The following is a 17,637-nucleotide window of genomic DNA, read 5'->3' on the forward strand; positions in this document are numbered from 1 at the left end:
CGCCGGGCGCGCTTTGCGGCGGCAAGGGTGCGCTTTGCGGAGGCGGAGCCGGGGAGGCCGGGGGAGGCGCGGGAGCAGCCTGAGCCGGGGGAGCCATCGGAGGCGGAGGAGCCGGCGAAGGTGAGGAAGCCGGCGGAGGCGCCGGAGCGGCCTGAGCCAGGGAAGCCATCGGAGGCGGGACGGCGGATGCCCGGGGCGCCGGCGACGGCGGTTGGGGCGCTTGGGGCCGCGCCGACGGCGGTCGGGGTGCTTGGGGCTGTGCCCGCGGAGGCTGCGGTGTCTTGGCCTGCGGTGTCTGGGCCTGCGGCGACGGGGGACGAGGCCGGCGCGGTGGCGGAGGATACGTCTGGCCGGGATGCGCGGGGCGACGCGCCGCGGATCCGGGGCGGCTGAGATGCCCGGAGTCGTCGAGGGGCCGGGAGAGATCAGGCTGTCCGGGCTGCCCGGGGCGGCCGGCCTGTCCAGGACGGCCCGGAGGTTCGAAGCGTGCCGGACCCGAGGGGCGGGAACCCGGCGGACGTCGCCGGATAGCCGTGGGAGCCGGGCCGGGCGCGAAGACGGCGGGCCGGAGGACCAGCGCGTGCGCCGTGCCGCCCAGCCAGCCCACGAGGACCCAGATCGCCGTGGCCAGGACGTACCGGGAGCCTCCGCTGCCGGGGAGGCCCGCGGCGACGACGTAGACGAACAGCAGCAGGCCGTACGCGCCCGCGGCGAGGGCCGCCGTGCGGCTCCGGAGCCTGACGGCGGCGTGGCCGATGACGAAGGGGGTCGCGAGCCCGCAGGTGTACAGCGGGGCGAACGCCCACGCGAAGCTCAGCGGGGTGATCCGCGGCGCGGGCCCGCCGGGCATGTTCCGCCTGCCGGACCCACCGGGCACGGGTCCACCGGGAGCGCCGGAACCGCCGGGCACCGGTCCACCGGAAGCATCGGGTCCCGGTCCACCGGGGCGGCCGGGTACGGGCCCGCCGGGCGCGCGTTCGTCGGCGTCGCCGTGGTGGGGGACCGAGGGACCGCTGGCTGGGGGCACGCTGTGAATGATACGGCTCGTGCCCCCGCGCGGGCCTGCTCACGACCCGTTCGGCGCGCTGGCCGTCCGGCTCGGTCCGGTCCGGTGCGGCCCGGGGACGGGTGGGTGTCCGGCGGGCGTCCGCCGGGCCGTGGGGTCCGGCTCAGCCGAAGCCGGGGGCGGACTGCCAGAGGCTGATCACGGTGCCCTGGTCGTCGGTGATGGCGCAGCCCCGCCCCGACTTACTGTCGAAGATCTCCTCGGCGGTGCCGCCGAGCTTACGGACCATCTCCACGGCCGCCTCGACGTCCTCGACGGAGTAGTACAGGTTGGGCTGCGATGAGGGTCCGTTCGCGTTGAGGCCCATCGGGACCGCGGTGTTGGTGACGTGCAGGTACGTTTCGTGTTCCCGCCTGAACTCCCAGCCGAACAGCGGGCCGTAGAAGGCCGCTCCCCGGTCGAGGTCCGTGACGGACAGCGTGTAGTACCCCAGTTCGACGGCCATGTGCCGGCCTCCGTGATAATCGTCGTTGTCGTTAACTGTTAACAGATTAACGAAAGTGGGCAATAATTAACAGTACCGTGAACCAATTGGACGCCACCCTGGCGGCGCTGGCCGACCCGACCAGGCGCAAGGTGATCGAGTTGCTGCGTGAGAGGCCCCGGCCCGCCGGGGAACTGGCGCAGGCCGTCCGGATGAGCGCGCCCGCCCTCAGCAGGCACCTGCGGGTGCTGCGGGCGAGCGGCCTGGTACACGCCGAGTCCGGTGACGCGGACGCCCGGGTGCGGCTGTACGCGCTGCGCCGCGAGCCGTTCACGGACCTGCAGTCATGGCTGGACCAGGTGCAGGCCTTCTGGGCCGAGCAACTCGGTTCGTTCCGGGATCATGTGGAGCGCGTCGCCTCCTCGGCCGAGCGCTCCTCGACCGAGTACCTCCCGGATGGGCGTTCGCCCGGCGAGTCGGGTGGGCGCTGTGAGCCCGCCGGGCGGCCCAATCCGGCCGGAGACGACACGGAGGACAGCGCGGAGGACGGCGTGGAAGGTGACGCGGAGGACGGCGTGAAGGACAGGGCGGAAGACGGCGCGGGGGGCGGCCGGTGAGTGGCTCCGTCCAGGCCGGGGTCACCGTGCCGGTGGACCGGGCCGCGGCGTTCCGGATCTTCACCGAGGAGATCGACGGCTGGTACGTCCGCGGACCGCACAGCTGGGTCGATCCCGGCCGGGCGGTCGGCATCCGTTTCGAGGACGGTTTCCTGCGCGAGCTGTGGTCGGACGGCGGACACGTCGACCTCGGCAGGCTCGTGGCCTGGGAGCCGCCGCATCGCCTCGTGTGGGCGGACCTGGTCAACCCCGGCGGGCGGATGGAGATCGAGGTGACCTTCCATCCCGTCGAAGACGGCACCGAGGTGCGGCTGCTGCACCACGGCCTCGACACGCTGCCGGCCGACGTGGCCGACCGGATCCGCCGCGGCTACTCGTGGAACATCGCGCTCCGGTGGTTCGCCGGGCGATGGGACTCCGGACGGTCCACCGAGCCGGCCGGTCGCCCGCCGGTGTGAGCGGGCCGCCGAAGCGGCCGGTCGCCCGCCGGTACGAGGGGAGCGTCGAGCCGGCCGGTCGCCGTGGCGGACCGGCCGGGAGACCTGGCGGATCGGCCGGGAAAACAGAGAATCCCAGGCCATCGGCCTGGGATTTCTTGAGTGGACGATACTGGGATTGAACCAGTGACCTCTTCCGTGTCAGGGAAGCGCTCTCCCGCTGAGCTAATCGTCCGTGCCGTGGTCGGAACATCGGGCGGTCTCCCGGATCCGCCGCCTCGCCCCCGGAGGGGGAGGCTTCCGAGCGGAAGACGGGATTCGAACCCGCGACCCTCACCTTGGCAAGGTGATGCTCTACCACTGAGCCACTTCCGCGTGTTTCCGCCGGGGCTCTCCGCCCCGCGGCGACGAGAGAACTCTAGCGGGTTTTCCGAGTGGTTGCGTAACCGTCATCCCACGGCTCCCGGCCGGCCTCTGCCCGGCCGGGAGCCGTCGCGGCCGGGCAGAGAACGGAGCCGATTCGTACCGCCGCGCGCCGTACGGTAGAAACACGAGGTGGAGTCGTTGAAGCTGGGAGCGCTCGAGGTCTGGCCGCCGGTGGTGCTCGCGCCCATGGCGGGGATCACGAACGCGCCGTTCCGCACGCTCTGTCGTGAGCAGGGCGGCGGGCTGTTCGTCTGCGAGATGATCACGACGCGGGCGCTGGTGGAGCGCAACGCCAAGACGCTCAAGATGATCCGGTTCGGCCCGCGGGAGAAGCCCCGCAGCATCCAGCTGTACGGGGTCGACCCGGTGACCGTCGGGCGGGCCGTCCGCATGATCGCCGACGAGGACCTGGCCGACCACGTCGACCTCAACTTCGGCTGCCCCGTGCCCAAGGTGACCCGGCGGGGCGGCGGCTCGGCGCTGCCGTACAAGCGCAACCTGCTGCGGGCCATCCTGCGCGAGGCGGTGCGCAACGCCGGGACGCTCCCGGTGACCATGAAGATGCGCAAGGGCATCGACGACGACCACCTGACCTACCTCGACGCCGGGCGGATCGCCGTTGAGGAGGGCGTCGCGGCGATCGCGCTGCACGGCCGCACCGCGGTCCAGCACTACGGCGGGACGGCCGACTGGTCGGCCATCGCCCGCCTGAAGGAGGCGGTTCCGGAGATCCCGGTGCTCGGCAACGGTGACATCTGGAGCGCCGGCGACGCGATGCGGATGATGGCCGAGACCGGGTGCGACGGCGTCGTCGTCGGCCGGGGCTGCCTGGGCCGTCCGTGGCTGTTCGCGGACCTGGCGGCGGCCTGCGAGGGCCGCGACGACCGCGTCCGGCCCGCGCTGGGCGAGGTGGCCGCGACCATGGACCGGCACGCGACCCTGCTGGCCGAGGCGTTCGGCAACGAGCAGCACGCCGTGGCGGACTTCCGCAAGCACGTCGGCTGGTACCTCAAGGGATTCGTCGTCGGCGCCGACCTGCGCCGCAGCCTGGCCACCTCCTCCACCCTCGCCGGTCTGCGCGAGGGGCTGGCCGGGCTCGACGCCGCCCAGCCCTGGCCCGACGGGGCCGACACCCCGCGCGGCAAGACCAACCCGCGCGACCGGGTCCACCTGCCCGCGGGCTGGCTGGACGACCCGTACGAGATGGCGGTCCCCTGCGCCGACGCGGAGACCGACACCTCCGGCGGCTGACCGACCGCCCGCCTTCCCCGGGTCCGCCCGGCTCCGTCCCCTGCCTCCCCGTTCGCGCGCGTGCGACCGTCCGCCCGCCGTACGAAGCCGCCGGCCGAAGGTCCTCGCCGTGCCGCGGACGGAGGAAGTGATCATAATGTGATCTTCCCTTGACTGGCCGCCGTCGGCTCCCCGGGTATCCACTGTCAGTGACCCGGCGGCTCACGGCTGGAGACGGCGTTTGACGGAGACCACGCCCACGGGGACCGGCACGACCGACGACCTGATCGCCGAATTCGACGCCGAGCGGCCCGCCCGGCGCCTGACCGGCCGATTGGCCGCGGCCGTCACGGTCGTCGCGCTCTGCCTGTCGCTCTACGCGCTGTACCAGGTGTTCCGTCCCGGGCAGGTCCTGCCGTACCGGATGCTCTTCCTCGCGGTCGCGCTGCCGCTGACCTTCGTCTGCTACCGGCCGGGGCGGCGCGGCGGGGCCCGCCCGGGGATCGCCGACTGGACGCTCGCCGCGCTGTCGCTCGCCGCCTGCCTCTACCCGCTGGTCGTGTTCGACGGGTTCATCCGGCGGGCCGCCGACCCCACGAGCCTCGACGTGGCGGTGGGCGCGGTCGTCGTGCTGCTGGTGCTGGAGGCGTGCCGGCGCACCGTCGGCTGGATCCTGCCGGTCGTCTGCCTGCTCTTCCTGGCCTACGCCTACTACGGCGGCTACCTGCCGATCGACTGGGTCGTCGGGCACCGCGGCTACGACATCGACCGGATCATCGTCGCCTCCGTGATGGGCACCGACGGCGTGTACGGCGTGCCGCTGGACGTGGCGGCCACCTACATCATCCTGTTCACGATCTACGGGGCCGTCCTCGACCACTCCGGCGCGGGAAGGTTCTTCGTGGACGTCTCCCTGGCCGCCTTCCGCCGCTCCCGCTCGGCGCCGGGCCGTACGGTCACCCTCGCCGGGTTCCTGCTCGGCACGGTCAGCGGCTCGGGCGTCGCGACGACGGTGAGCGTGGGCAGCGTCGCCTGGCCTATTCTGCGCCGGGCGGGCTACCCGCCGGAGCAGGGCGGGGGTGTGCTCGCCGCGGCGGGCATCGGCGCGATCCTGTCGCCGCCCACGCTGGGCGCGGCGGCGTTCATCATCGCCGAGTACCTGCGGGTGAGCTACCTGACCGTGCTGGTCTACGCGACGATCCCCACGCTCCTGTACTACCTCGGCATCTTCCTGGCCATCGAGATCGACGCCCGCAGGTACGGCACGCGGACGGTCGAGGTGGACGCGCCCCGGCTGTGGCCGCTGCTGCGCCGCTTCGGCTACCACTTCAGCTCGCTGTTCGTGATCGTCGTGCTGATGGCGCTGGGCCAGTCGCCGTTCCGCGCCGTCGTCTACGCCACCCTGCTGGCGTTCGCGCTGTCGTTCCTGGACCGCGAGCACCGGCTGACCCCGCGCCGGGCGGCCGACGCGCTGGCCGCGGGCACCACGGGGGTGCTGCCGGTCGCGGCCACCTGCGCCGCGGCCGGGCTGATCGTCGCCGTCGTCACCCTGACCGGGCTGGGCCTCAAGGCCGGCTCGCTGATCGTCGGCGCCTCCGGCGGGCAGCTCCTCCTCACCGCGCTGCTGTGCGCGCTGGCGGTGCTGATCCTGGGTCTGGCCGTGCCGGTGACCGCGTCGTTCGTCATCGCGGCGGTGATCATCGGGCCCGCGCTGACCGGCCTCGGGGTCACCCCGGCCGAGGCGTACATGTTCATCTTCTACTACGCGGTGCTGTCGGAGGTCAGCCCGCCCACGGCGCTGTCGGCCTTCGCGGCCTCGGCGATCACCGGCGGCAACGCGCACCGGACCATGCTGGCCACCTGGAAGTACACGCTTCCGGCGTTCCTGGTGCCGTTCGCGTTCGTGCTGACCCCGGCGGGTTCGGCGCTGCTCGCCCAGGGCGAAGCAGGGGAGATCCTGGCCGCCGCGGCGGTCTCGGCGCTCGCCGTGGCCGCGCTGGCCGCCGCCACCGGCGGCTGGCTGGCCGGTCCAGCCGGGCCGGTCGAACGGGCGCTGTGCGGGGTGGCCGCGGTCCTGCTGCTGTTCCTGTCGCCTCTCCCGGCCCTGGCCGGGGCGGGCGTCCTCGCTCTCGCCATCGCACTGCATCTCGTCACACGAGCACGGGAGAGACGATCATGACATTCAGACGGGTGGCGGCCGTGCTGGCCGCCGGGACGCTGGCGCTGACGCTCGGCGGCTGCGGCGGCGACCGGTCGGCCGAGCGGGGGACGGGCGGGACCGCCGCCCAGGGCGGGCGGCTGTCGATCGCCACCGGCAACACCACCGGCGTCTACTACGTCCTGGGTGGCGGACTGGCCGACCAGATCGGCAAGAACCTCCCCGGCTACCAGGCGACGGCCGAGGCGACCGGCGCCTCGGTGGAGAACATCCAGCGGGTGGTCAAGGGCGACTCCGACATCGCCTTCAGTCTCGCCGACTCGGCCGCCGACGCGGTGGCGGGTAAGGGGGCGTTCACCTCCCCCCAGCCGATCCGCGCGCTCGCCCGCCTGTACGACAACTACACGCAGGTCGTGGCCACCACCGACTCCGGGGTGAAGTCCGTCGCCGACCTCAAGGGCAAGCGGGTCTCCACCGGATCGCCCAACTCCGGCACCGAGGTCATCGCGTTGCGCATGCTCAAGGCGGCGGGCCTCGATCCCGAGGCGGACGTCACCCGCCAGTCGCTGGGCCTGCCCGAGAGCGTGCAGGGCATCAAGGACGGCACCCTCGACGCCCTGGTCTGGTCCGGCGGGCTGCCCACCCCCGGCATCACCGACCTGCTGACCAGTATGAAGGGCGAGGTCGTCTTCGTCCCGCTGGACTCCGTGCTGGAGCCGATGCGGGCCGAGCACGGCCCGGTCTACGCCGCGGGCACCATCGCCAAGGACGTCTATGCCACCCCGGCCGACGTGTCCACGATCGTCGTGCCGAACCTCCTCGTGGTGAACGAGAAGATGGACGCCAAGCTGGCGGGAGACCTGGCCAGGCTGCTGTTCGACCACAAGGCCGACCTGGAGAGGGTCCACCCGGCCGCCAAGGCCATCACCCGGGAGAACGCCCCGAAGACCGACCCCGTGCCGCTGCACGACGGCGCGAAGAAGTACTACGGCTGACCGGCCCACGGTACGGCGGGCCGTACCCACGGCGGGCGGCTCGCGGTACGGCGGGCCGGCCGGTCCGGTGTACGGCCCGCACCCGCGGGCGGCGGCGCGTCAGCGCGATCGGGCCAGGTCGCGGCGCAGCTCCTCCGCGGTGACGGAGCCGGTCGCCTCCAGCAGCGCCCGGGGCGTGCCCTCGAACACGACGGCGCCGCCCTGGTCGCCGCCGCCGGGCCCGAGGTCGACGACCCAGTCGGCGCTCTTGACCACGTCGAGGTCGTGCTCGATGACGATGACCGTGTTGCCCGCGTCCACCAGCCCGTCGACGATTCCGATCAGCCGGTCCACGTCCGCCATGTGCAGGCCGGTGGTGGGCTCGTCCATCACGTAGACACCGCCGCTCCTGCTGAGTTCCCCGGCGAGTTTGATCCGCTGGCACTCGCCGCCGGACAGGGTGCTGAGCGGCCGGCCGAGCGTGAGGTGGCCCAGCCCGACCTCCTCGACCGAGCGCAGCACCCGCCGCGGCTTCGGCTCGGTGAGGAACCCCGCGGCCTCGCTCACCGTCATCTCCAGCACGTCCGAGATCGACCTGCCGCGCAGGGTGTGCCGCAGCACCTCCTCCTGGAAGCGCCGCCCGTGGCAGGTCTCGCACACCGACGTGACGCCGTCCATGAACGCCAGGTCGACGTGGACGACGCCGAGGCCCCGGCACGCCGGGCAGGCGCCTTCGGAGTTGAAGCTGAACAGCGCCGGGCTCACCCCGTTCGCGGCGGCGAACAGCCTGCGGATCTCGGTCATCAGACCGGTGTAGGTGGCCGGGGTGGAGCGGACCGACGTGCCGACCGCGGACTGGTCGACGACCACCGCCTTCGGGTGCGCGGTCAGGAACGCCTCGTTGACCAGGCTGCTCTTGCCGGACCCGGCGACGCCGGTGACGACGGTGAGCACCCCGGCGGGGAAGGAGACGGTGACGTCCCTCAGGTTGTTCACGTTCGCGCCGGTGACGGTCAGCTCGCCGGTCGGCGCGCGGAACCTCTCCTTGAGCGGCCGGACGCGGCGCAGGTGCCGTCCGGTGACGGTGTCCGCCTCGCGCAGGCCCGTGACGCCGCCCTCGTAGACGATCTCGCCGCCGTGCGTCCCCGCGCGCGGGCCGACGTCCACCACGTGGTCGGCGATCTCGATGACGTCGCGGTCGTGCTCCACGACGAGGACGGTGTTGCCCTTGTCCCGCAGCGCGCGCAGCAACGCGCTCATGTTCGCCACGTCGCGCGGGTGCAGCCCGATGGTGGGCTCGTCGAAGACGTACGTCATGTCGGTGAGGCTGCTTCCGAGGTGCTTGACCATCTTGATCCGCTGCGACTCCCCGCCGGAGAGGGTCGCGGTGGGCCGGTCCAGGGTGAGGTAGCCCAGACCGATGCCGGCCATGTGCCGCAGCCGGTCCAGAAGGGGCGGGACCACCGCCGCCGCGACGGGGCCGTCGATCCTCTCGATGACCCCGGCGAGGTGGCGGACCTCCATCGCGGACAGCTCGGCGATGTTGCGGCCGTCGATCCGGCAGGCCAGCGCCGCCGGGTTGAGCCGGGCGCCCCGGCACGCCGGGCACGGCCGGGAGGAGGTGAACGCCATCACCTCCTCCCGCCTGGAGGTCTGCTCCCCGTCCCGGTTGACGTAGAGGCGGTCGAACTTGACGACCAGTCCCTCGAACCTCTGCGGGGCCGTGCCGCTCCGCATCTCCATGGAGACCGTCGTCCCGCCGCCGTACAGGAACCGGTCCCACTCCTCGGGGGTGTAGCCGGTCAGCGGCCTGTCGTTGTCGAACAGGCCGGAGGCGGTGTAGGTCTTCCAGTACCACGTGCCGACTCCGAAGCCCGGCAGGAGGATCGCGCCCTCGTTGAGGGACCTCGTCCGGTCCAGCGCCCGGTCGAGGTCCAGCGCCACCTTCCGGCCGACGCCCTCGCACTCCGGGCACATCCCGGCCGGGTCGTTGAAGGAGAACGCGTTGGAGTAGCCCGCGGGCGGCGTGCCGATCCGGGAGTACAGCAGGCGCAGCAGGGGGTGGATGTCGGTGACCGTTCCGACGGTGGAGCGGGAGCTGCCGCCGATGCGCTGCTGGCCGATGACGACGGCGGCCGACAGGCCCTCGATGTGGTCGGCGTCCGGCCTGCCGTACTTCGGCAGGCGGTTGCGGACGAACGCGGGGAAGGTCTCGTTGAGCTGCCGCTGCGACTCCGCGGCGATCGTGCCGAACACGAGAGACGACTTGCCCGACCCCGAGACGCCGGTGAAGACCGTGATCCGCTGCTTCGGGATCTTCAGGGAGACGTTCCGCAGGTTGTTCTGCCGGGCGCCGGTGATCTCGATGTGACTCATGCGGACGACGCTACGAGGGGTCGCGGTCAGATTCCGGCCGCGATCGGTGGGATCGTGGAGGCATGAGCGACACCACGGGACGGACGCTCCGGCTGCTGTCACTGCTCCAGGCGCACCGGGAGTGGCCCGGGGCCGAGCTCGCCGGGCGGCTCGGGGTCAGCCCGCGCACGCTGCGCCGCGACGTGGACCGGCTGCGGGAGCTGGGGTATCCGGTCCGCTCCGTCAGCGGCCCCGCCGGGGGGTATCGGCTGGAGGCCGGGACCGCGATGCCGCCGCTGCTGCTCGACGACGAGGAGGCGGTGGCCATCGCGGTGGGCCTGCGGACCGCGGCGGCCGGTACGGTGGCCGGGATCGAGGAGACCTCGGCCCGCGCCCTGGCCAAGCTGGAGCAGGTGCTGCCCTCCCGGCTGCGCCGCCGGGTCGCCGCCCTGCACACCCAGACCGTGGCGCTGCCCGGCGCGCTGCCCCGTCCCTGGCCGACCGTCGACGCCGAGACCCTCGCCGTCCTGGCGCAGGCCGCCCGGGACCGCGAGCGCCTGCGCTTCGGCTACCGGGGCCGCGACGGCGCCGAGAGCGCCCGCCTGGCCGAGCCGTACCGGCTGGTGTCCACCGGGCGGCGCTGGTACCTCGTCGCCTGGGACGCCGGGCGGGAGGACTGGCGGACCTTCCGGGTGGACCGGATGAGCGGCGCGCGGGCGGTCGGCGTCCGCTTCACCCCGCGGGAGCCGCCCGAGGGTTACGTCGAGCGTTCCGTCGTCGCGCCGATCAGCCGCCACCGGGCGGTGGTCACCCTGTACGCGCCCCTGGCCGTCGCCGCCGAGCGGATGTGGCCCTCCGAGCACGTACGGCTGGAGGCGATCGACGAGCACAGCTGCCTGCTGCGCACCGGGGGCGACTCACTGGAGTGGCTGGCCCTGGTCATCGGCCTGCTGGACCTGGACTTCACCGTTCACGAGCCGCCCGAGCTCATCGGCCGGATGCGGCGGCTGGCCGACCGGCTGCGCGTCCCCGCGGGGTCCGGCGGGGACGGGTCCGGCGGGGACGGGCCCTGCGGGCCGGGTCCTGCGGAGGCGGGGACGCCCCCGCAGGACCCGGCCGGGGTGCGAGCCTCCGCGGAGGAGGCGTGACCGGCCGGGTGCGGGGACCGGCCGGCCGTACGGCGGAGCCGCCGGACGCCGCTCAGGGCTCGACCGAGCCGCCGGTGCGCCAGTAGACGTTGTTCTCCCTGCCCAGCATCCCCTCGTCGACCAGGTAGCGGCGCAGCGCCGCGAAGTCGTCGTGGAAGGCGCGCAGCGCGACGTCCACCTCCTTCTCCGGGTAGCGGACCCCCGGCTCGAAGACCTGGGCGATGTAGTCGAGCACGATGATCTGCTTGTCGCGCTTGGTGGGGATCGCCCGCAGCCGCCCGTCCACCAGGAACGACCGCAGCACCTTCTCCTCGGGGGAGGACGGCTCGGCGGGCCTGGCCGTGGTGTGCAGCAGCTCGCGGAACCGCTCCCTGCGCACCGTCCACCGGCCGTCGTCGTCCCGTACGGCCAGGCCCCCGCGTTCCAGCCGGTCCAGCGCCCGGCGTAACGCCTCCTTGCCGAGTCCCGAATCCTCGGGTTCGCCGTTCAGCGTCAGCGCCGCCAGCGTCCGCAGCGTGTCCTCCTGGTAGAGCAGGCCCAGCACCTGCCTGATCGCGTCGTCACTCATGCCCCTATTCTCTCGGCCCCGCCGGGTGTTTCCGGCCGCCCCGGAACGGCCGGAGGACCCACGCGGAGGACCGGGACCGGCCGCCGGAGACGGTCAGGGCCGGGTCAGAGCCGGTTGAGGCCGGTGACGTGGACGACGGCGCGGCCCTCCTCGTCGGAGGCGGCGAGGTCCACCTGGGCGTCGATGCCCCAGTCACCGTCGCCCGCCGGGTCGGCGATGACCTGGCGGACCCGCCACAGCTCCTTCTCCTCCTCGATGCGCAGCAGCGCCGGGCCGCGGGCGTCGGGGCCGGTGCCGACCTCCTCGTGGTCGTCGTAGTAGGCGTCGAGGGCGGCCGGCCAGTCGACGTCGGGGGCGAGCTCGGCCAGCTCCTCCTCCTTCTCCAGGGCGACCAGCTCGACCAGGCGGAACATCGCGTTGCGGACCAGCACCCGGAACGCACGCGGGTTGGCGGTGACCGGCCGCGGCTTCGTCTCGATCTCCTGCTCCGCGCCCTCCTCGGTGGTGGGGTTGGCCAGCTTCTCCCACTCGTCGATCAGGCTGGAGTCGACCTGGCGGACCAGCTCGCCCAGCCACTCGATGAGGTCGACGAGGTCCTCGGTCTTGAGGTGCTCGGGGATGGTCCGTGACAGCGTGCGGTAGGCGTCGGCGAGGTAGCGCAGGATCGTGCCCTCGGAGCGGGACAGGTCGTAGAACTGCACGTAGTCGGAGAAGGTCATCGCCCGCTCGTACATGTCGCGCACGACGCTCTTCGGGCTGACCGTGTAGTCGCCGACCCAGGGGTGGCCCCGGCGGTAGGTCTCGTAGGCGCCCAGCAGCTCGTCGGCCAGCGGCATCGGGTGGGTGATCTCGGCGAGCAGCTCCATCCGCTCCTCGTACTCGATGCCGTCGGCCTTCATCTGCGCCACGGCCTCGCCGCGGGCCTTGTTGAGCTGCGCCGACAGGATCTGGCGGGGGTCGTCGAGGATGGACTCGATGACCGAGACCGCCTCCAGCGCGTAGGTCGGCGACTCGAGGTCCAGCAGGTCGAGGGCGGCCAGCGCGAAGGTGGACAGCGCCTGGTTCAGCGCGAAGTCCTCCTGCAGGTCGACGGTCAGACGCGCCCGGCGGCCCTGCTCGTCGGGCTCGGCGAACTGCTCGACCACGCCGCCGGCCAGCAGCGACCGGTAGATCGCGATGGCCTGGCTGATGTGCCGCCGCTGCCACCTGCGGTCCTCGTGGTTGTCGGTGAGCAGGTGCTTCATCGCCGCGAAGCAGTCGCCGGGGCGGTTGATCACCGCGAGCAGCATCGCGTTGGTGACCTTGAAACGGGAGCCGAGCGGCTCCGGCTCGGCCTGCTGGAGCTTCTCGAACGTCTCCTCGCTCCAGCCGACGAAGCCCTCCGGCGGCTTCTTGCGGGCGTAGCCGCGCCGCCTCTTCGGGTCGTCGCCGATCTTGGCCAGCGCCTTCTCGTTCTCGATGACGTGCTCGGGGGCCTGGCAGACGACGTAGCCGATCGTGTCGAAGCCCGCCCGGCCGGCCCGCCCGGCGATCTGGTGGAACTCCCGGGCGCGCAGCCGGCGCACCTTCGTGCCGTCGTACTTGCTCAGCGCGGTGAACAGCACGGTCCTGATCGGCACGTTGACGCCGACGCCGAGGGTGTCGGTGCCGCAGATGACCTTCAGCATGCCCGCCTGGGCGAGCCGCTCCACCAGCCGGCGGTACTTCGGCAGCATCCCGGCGTGGTGGACGCCGATGCCGTGCCGTACCAGGCGGGACAGGGCGCGGCCGAAGCGGGTGGTGAAGCGGAAGTTGCCGATCAGCGCGGCGATGGCCTCTTTCTCGGCCTTGGAGCACATGTTGATGCTCATCAGCGCCTGCGCCCGCTCCATGGCCGAGGCCTGGGTGAAGTGGACGACGTAGACCGGGGCCTGGCCGGTCGCGAGCATCTCCTCCAGCGTCTCGTGCAGGGGGGTGAGGCGGTAGGAGTACACCAGCGGGACCGGCCGCTCGGCGTTCTTGACGACCGCGGTGGGCCTGCCGGTGCGCCGGGTGAGGTCCTCCTCGAACATGCTGACGTCGCCCAGCGTCGCCGACATCAGGATGAACTGCACGTGCGGCAGCTCCAGCAGCGGCACCTGCCAGGCCCAGCCCCGGTCGGGCTCGGCGTAGAAGTGGAACTCGTCCATCACGACCTGGCCGATGTCGGCCGCCGCGCCGTCGCGCAGCGCGACGTTGGCGAGGATCTCCGCGGTGCAGCAGATGATCGGCGCGCCCGGGTTGACGCTCGCGTCGCCGGTCATCATGCCGACGTTCTCGGTGCCGAACACCGCGCACAGGTCGAAGAACTTCTCCGACACCAGCGCCTTGATCGGCGCGGTGTAGAAGGTGCGCACGTCCCGGGTGAGGGCGGTGAAGTGGGCGCCGGCCGCCACCAGGCTCTTGCCCGACCCGGTGGGCGTGGCCAGGATCAGGTTGTTCCCGGAGACGACCTCGATCAGCGCCTCCTCCTGGGCGGGATAGAGGGTGAGCCCCCGCTCGGAGTTCCACGCGACGAACGCGTCGAAGATGGTGTCGGGGTCGGCGTCGATCTCTTCTGGCAGGCGATCTACAAGGCTCACGGTTCAATACTGCCGAAGAACCGGCGGTGGTCGGACCAGTGGGGGGCGGATCGGGTCACGTTTCGGCGGGAACGCCGGCCGTACGGGCCCCGCGGATCACCGCCGGGTCCCGGGGGCGGGCGCCGCGTTCCGCCGGGCGGGCGCGGCCGTACGGCCGAGCAGCAGCGCCGAGAGCAGCAGCCCCGCGCCGGCCAGCGGCGCCGGTCCCGGCACGAAGCCGAACGCGGTGAACAGGAGCAGGCCCGCGGTGGCCAGCCCCGCCGCCACCGCGATCCGGACCGTCCCCCCGGTGTACGGCGTGGCCGGCCGTGGCGTCTCGAACCGGGAGAAGGCGCGCAGCAGCGGCCACAGCGCCAGGACGAGCAGCAGCAGCCAGTGGGGCCAGCCCGCCAGCCAGGCCGGGCCGCCCGGCTCCGGGGTGGAGATCCCCAGGCCCACCACGACCATCGCCGTGACGACGCACAGGGCGCTCATGTGCCACAGGTAGACCGTCATCATCCGCGGGCCGGTCCAGGCGAGCACCCTGGACACCGCGGGGAGGCGGGCGAACGCCATCGCGCAGGGACGCAGGGCCAGGGTCAGGCCGACCTGCCCGGCGCCCACCGCCAGCAGCGCGAGGGTGGGCGGCGCCATGTTGGAGACGGCCGCGCCCGGCATCCCGATCATGCTGCCGGGGTAGGGGCCGGCGGCCACCAGCACCGCGGCCGCGCCGTACCCGGCCAGGGCGATCAGCCAGGGGCGGCGCGGGCGGCCCGCGGCGTACCGCAGGCCGAGCTGGTGGATCGCGGGCCAGACGAACGCGATGTTGAGGTACCCGGCCGCCTCCAGGCCGCCGGCGAAGCGCACGAGGTCCACCACGACGGCCCCCGCCGCCATCGCCGCGGGCACCCGGAGCCCGTACGCCGCGTCCAGCCTGACCAGCAGCGGGGTCAGCGCCACCACGGCCACGTACACCGCCAGGAACCACAGCAGCTGCCCGGCCAGCCGCGCGGCCGTCAGCACCGGCTGCTCCGGCAGGCCCATCGCGAGCAGCAGGTGGGGCAGCGGCAGCCAGACCGCGGCCAGCGGCACCACCGGCAGGACCAGGCGGCGCAGCCGGGCGGCGACCCAGGCGGGGGCCGGAAGACCGCGCCGCGCCGCGCGGCCGAAGGAGATCGCACCGGCCGCGCCCCCGGCGAAGAAGATCAGCGGCATGACCTGGCTGACCCAGGTGACCAGCCACATGTTCCCGGACGCGAGCGCGTTGCCGGTGGTGATCCTGCCGTCGCCGAAGGACAGCACCGGCATGCTCCAGTGCTGCAGCACCACCAGCGCCATGCCGAGCAGGCGCAGCACGTCGACGAACAGGTCGCGGCCGGGCTCCGCGCCGGGCGCGGGGCGACCGGGCGGCGGCCCGGACGCCGTGCGCCGGGGCGGCACCGGACCGGGTGCGGGACGACCGGCCGGCGCGGTCACCGGCGCGGCCGCGGGTGCCGTCGCCGGGGCGGTCCGCGGCGCCGTACGGCCCGCGAGGAGGGGGATCACGGCGGTCAAGGGAGGGCCTCGATTCCTCGAAAAGGGGATGTCCCGACCCTCCCGCGCGGCCCCCGCCCGGCGCAGTGACGCCCGCAGCAGTCTTCGGGTGCGGGCCGCCTCCGCGCCGGGGGTAGGGCAGGCCCCACCCCCGTACACCTGCACACCGGCTCGATCGGCCATGCCCCCCGCACCTACCGTTGGCCGTATGAGACCGCTCCTGCGCCGGGCCGGCGCCGACACCCGCTACCTGCTCGCCGGCTTCCCCATTTCGATCGTCTTCTTCTCCCTCATGGTCGCGGGCTTCGCCGCGGGGGTGGGCACCGCGGTGGTGTGGATCGGCGTGCCGATCCTCGCCACGACGCTGCTGGCGGCGCGCGGGCTGGCCGACACCGAGCGGAGGATGCTGCCGGAGGTGCTCGGCCGCCCGCTGGCCCGGCCCCGCTACCGGCCCGCCCCGGAGGGCGCCGGGCGGCTCCGCCGGATCGTCAACCCGCTGACCAGCGGGCAGTCATGGCTGGACCTGCTCTACGGCATCGTGTCCTTCCCCATCGCGATCGTGACCTTCGTCTTCACGGTGACCTGGTGGGCCGGGACCATCCTCGGCCTGACCTATCCGATCTACGGGTGGGTCATCGCCGCCATCCCGGGCAACGAGGGACTGCCCTACCTGCTCGGGCTGGGCGACGCCATCTGGCTGGAGGTGGCGTTCAACACCGGCATCGGCGTGCTGTTCGCCCTCACCCTGCCGCTCGTCCTGCGCGGCTGCGCGCTGGTCCGGGCCGGGCTGGGCCGGGCGATGCTGGTCAGCGTCGCCGAACTGCACGAGCGCATCGACGACCTGGCCGAGGGGCGGGCCGCGGCGGTGTCGGCGGAGGCCAACGCGCTGCGGCGGCTGGAGCGCGACATCCACGACGGGCCGCAGCAGCGCCTGGTCTCCCTGGCCATGGACCTGTCCCGGGCACAGCGCCAGCTCAGGCGCGACCCCCAGGCGGTCGAGCAGATGCTCGGCCAGGCCATCACCTCCACCCGCGAGACCCTCGACGAGCTGCGCGCCCTGTCGCGCGGCATCGCGCCGCCGATCCTCACCGACCGGGGCCTGGCCCCGGCGCTGGCGGCGCTGGCCGGCCGCTGCACGATCCCCGTCGAGCTGGACGTCCAGGTGACCGGGCGCTTCGCCGCCGCCATCGAGAACACCGTCTACTTCGTGGTCGCCGAGTCCCTTGCCAACGCCGCCAAGCACAGCCACGCCACGGTGTGCTCGGTCACGCTGGCGCGGACCGGCGGCGTCCTGATGCTCACGATCGGGGATGATGGGGTGGGCGGCGCACACGTCGCCAAGGGGCACGGCCTGTCCGGCCTCGCCGACCGCCTGAGGGCGGTGGACGGGGAACTGACGGTGGACTCACCGGTGGGCGGGCCGACGGTGATCGTGGCGGAGGTTCCGTGCGGGTAGTGGTGGCCGATGACGCGGTGCTCATCAGGGAGGGCCTGATCCGGCTGCTGGAGGAGTTCGGCTGCGAGGTCGTCGCCGCGGTGGGGGACGGCGACGCCCTCGTGCGGGCCGTCGTGGAGCACCGGCCGGACGTCTCGGTGGTGGACGTCCGGATGCCGCCCGGCTTCACCGACGAGGGACTGCGGGCGGCGGTCGAGGCCCGCCGCCGGGTGCCCGGCGCGCCGGTGCTGATCCTGTCGCAGTACGTCGAGGTGTCCTACGCCGACGACCTGCTCGCCGACGCCAGGGGAGCGGTGGGATACCTGCTCAAGGACCGCGTCGTGGACGTGGACGACTTCATGGGCGGCCTGCGCGCGGTGGCGTCCGGCGGGACGGTCTTCGACCCGCAGGTGGTGTCCCAGCTGATGGTGCGGCGCCGCCGCGACGACCCGCTCGGCTCCCTCACCCCCCGCGAGCGCGAGGTGCTGTCCCTGATGGCGGAGGGGAGATCCAACCCCGCCATCGGACGGCACCTCGTGATCAGCGAGGGGGCGGTGGAGAAGCACATCCGCAACATCTTCGCCAAGCTCGGCCTGTACGCCGAGGACGGCGACCAGCACCGCCGCGTCCTGGCGGTGCTGGCCTACCTGCGTTCCTGACGCCGCGGCCGGGGCTCCGGTCCTGGCG

13 protein-coding genes and 2 tRNA genes are annotated in these 17,637 nt (G+C 73.2%); 8 read left to right on the top strand and 7 right to left on the bottom strand.

Going from position 1 to position 17,637, the window contains the following annotated elements:
• Positions 1–1,169 precede the first annotated feature (1,169 nt).
• Positions 1,170–1,511 carry a VOC family protein gene (locus ACFYSC_RS33305; protein ID WP_389969529.1) on the bottom strand — a complete coding sequence of 114 codons (342 nt, stop codon included), beginning with the start codon at positions 1,509–1,511 and terminating at the stop codon, positions 1,170–1,172.
• 77 nt (positions 1,512–1,588) lie between these two features.
• On the opposite strand from ACFYSC_RS33305, the gene ACFYSC_RS33310 reads away from it, so the two are divergent.
• The gene (locus ACFYSC_RS33310) at positions 1,589–2,107 is read left to right on the top strand and encodes an ArsR/SmtB family transcription factor (RefSeq protein WP_389969531.1); all 519 of its coding nucleotides are present in this window, start codon (positions 1,589–1,591) and stop codon (positions 2,105–2,107) included.
• Complete coding sequence (locus ACFYSC_RS33315) at positions 2,104–2,565, top strand: SRPBCC domain-containing protein (RefSeq protein WP_389969533.1); 462 nt, start codon at positions 2,104–2,106, stop codon at positions 2,563–2,565. Before ACFYSC_RS33310 ends, ACFYSC_RS33315 begins: the two co-directional genes overlap by 4 nt.
• A 142-nt stretch (positions 2,566–2,707) precedes the next feature.
• Here ACFYSC_RS33315 and ACFYSC_RS33320 read toward each other — a convergent pair.
• Together ACFYSC_RS33320 and ACFYSC_RS33325 are read right to left on the bottom strand one after the other, a co-directional pair.
• A tRNA-Val gene (locus tag ACFYSC_RS33320) sits at positions 2,708–2,779 on the bottom strand.
• A gap of 68 nt (positions 2,780–2,847) precedes the next feature.
• Positions 2,848–2,919, bottom strand: a tRNA-Gly gene (locus tag ACFYSC_RS33325).
• A 180-nt stretch (positions 2,920–3,099) separates the two neighbouring features.
• Between ACFYSC_RS33325 and dusB the strand changes: the two genes are divergently transcribed.
• The 3 genes from dusB (at position 3,100) to ACFYSC_RS33340 (ending at position 7,353) form a co-directional block, all read left to right on the top strand.
• Positions 3,100–4,221 carry a tRNA dihydrouridine synthase DusB gene (dusB, locus tag ACFYSC_RS33330; RefSeq protein WP_389969535.1) on the top strand — a complete coding sequence of 374 codons (1,122 nt, stop codon included), beginning with the start codon at positions 3,100–3,102 and terminating at the stop codon, positions 4,219–4,221.
• A 220-nt stretch (positions 4,222–4,441) separates the two neighbouring features.
• Entirely contained in the window at positions 4,442–6,379 is a 1,938-nt protein-coding gene (locus tag ACFYSC_RS33335) for a TRAP transporter permease (RefSeq protein ID WP_389969537.1), read from the top strand.
• Entirely contained in the window at positions 6,376–7,353 is a 978-nt protein-coding gene (locus ACFYSC_RS33340) for a TAXI family TRAP transporter solute-binding subunit (RefSeq protein ID WP_389969539.1), read from the top strand. Before ACFYSC_RS33335 ends, ACFYSC_RS33340 begins: the two co-directional genes overlap by 4 nt.
• A gap of 99 nt (positions 7,354–7,452) precedes the next feature.
• Here ACFYSC_RS33340 and ACFYSC_RS33345 read toward each other — a convergent pair whose 3' ends face one another.
• Positions 7,453–9,708 carry an ATP-binding cassette domain-containing protein gene (locus ACFYSC_RS33345; protein ID WP_389969541.1) on the bottom strand — a complete coding sequence of 752 codons (2,256 nt, stop codon included), beginning with the start codon at positions 9,706–9,708 and terminating at the stop codon, positions 7,453–7,455.
• A gap of 62 nt (positions 9,709–9,770) precedes the next feature.
• Between ACFYSC_RS33345 and ACFYSC_RS33350 the strand changes: the two genes are divergently transcribed.
• Positions 9,771–10,835 (top strand): helix-turn-helix transcriptional regulator, encoded by a 1,065-nt coding sequence (locus tag ACFYSC_RS33350; protein WP_389969543.1) that lies wholly within the window; start codon positions 9,771–9,773, stop codon positions 10,833–10,835.
• 52 nt (positions 10,836–10,887) lie between these two features.
• Here the strand turns inward: ACFYSC_RS33350 and ACFYSC_RS33355 are convergent, their stop codons facing one another.
• From ACFYSC_RS33355 to ACFYSC_RS33365, 3 genes are all read right to left on the bottom strand, one after another.
• Positions 10,888–11,403 (bottom strand): DUF2087 domain-containing protein, encoded by a 516-nt coding sequence (locus ACFYSC_RS33355; RefSeq protein ID WP_362934049.1) that lies wholly within the window; start codon positions 11,401–11,403, stop codon positions 10,888–10,890.
• Positions 11,404–11,507: 104 nt separating this feature from the next.
• Positions 11,508–14,003: a DEAD/DEAH box helicase gene (locus tag ACFYSC_RS33360; RefSeq protein ID WP_389969545.1), complete on the bottom strand. Its 2,496-nt coding sequence runs from the start codon at positions 14,001–14,003 to the stop codon at positions 11,508–11,510.
• Positions 14,004–14,099: 96 nt separating this feature from the next.
• On the bottom strand, positions 14,100–15,527 hold the full coding sequence (locus tag ACFYSC_RS33365) for an acyltransferase (protein ID WP_389969586.1): 1,428 nt from the start codon (positions 15,525–15,527) through the stop codon (positions 14,100–14,102).
• Between the two features lie 196 nt (positions 15,528–15,723).
• Here ACFYSC_RS33365 and ACFYSC_RS33370 point away from each other — a divergent pair, with 196 nt between their 5' ends.
• Positions 15,724–16,971 carry a sensor histidine kinase gene (locus ACFYSC_RS33370; RefSeq protein ID WP_389969547.1) on the top strand — a complete coding sequence of 416 codons (1,248 nt, stop codon included), beginning with the start codon at positions 15,724–15,726 and terminating at the stop codon, positions 16,969–16,971.
• Positions 16,962–17,609, top strand: a complete 648-nt coding sequence (locus tag ACFYSC_RS33375) for a response regulator transcription factor (protein WP_362934062.1) — start codon at positions 16,962–16,964, stop codon at positions 17,607–17,609. Before ACFYSC_RS33370 ends, ACFYSC_RS33375 begins: the two co-directional genes overlap by 10 nt.
• Positions 17,610–17,637 lie beyond the last annotated feature (28 nt).

This window comes from Streptosporangium sp. NPDC004379 (assembly GCF_042873875.1).
Classification (GTDB): Bacteria; Actinomycetota; Actinomycetes; order Streptosporangiales; family Streptosporangiaceae; genus Streptosporangium.

What these genes read in the sequence shown, in the direction of transcription:
- ACFYSC_RS33305 (WP_389969529.1), bottom strand. Translation starts at nt 1,511, where the DNA reads ATGGCCGTCGAACTGGGGTACTACACGCTGTCCGTCACGGACCTCGAC.
- ACFYSC_RS33340 (WP_389969539.1), top strand. Translation starts at nt 6,376, where the DNA reads ATGACATTCAGACGGGTGGCGGCCGTGCTGGCCGCCGGGACGCTGGCG.
- ACFYSC_RS33345 (WP_389969541.1), bottom strand. Translation starts at nt 9,708, where the DNA reads ATGAGTCACATCGAGATCACCGGCGCCCGGCAGAACAACCTGCGGAAC.
- ACFYSC_RS33350 (WP_389969543.1), top strand. Translation starts at nt 9,771, where the DNA reads ATGAGCGACACCACGGGACGGACGCTCCGGCTGCTGTCACTGCTCCAG.
- ACFYSC_RS33355 (WP_362934049.1), bottom strand. Translation starts at nt 11,403, where the DNA reads ATGAGTGACGACGCGATCAGGCAGGTGCTGGGCCTGCTCTACCAGGAG.
- ACFYSC_RS33370 (WP_389969547.1), top strand. Translation starts at nt 15,724, where the DNA reads ATGAGACCGCTCCTGCGCCGGGCCGGCGCCGACACCCGCTACCTGCTC.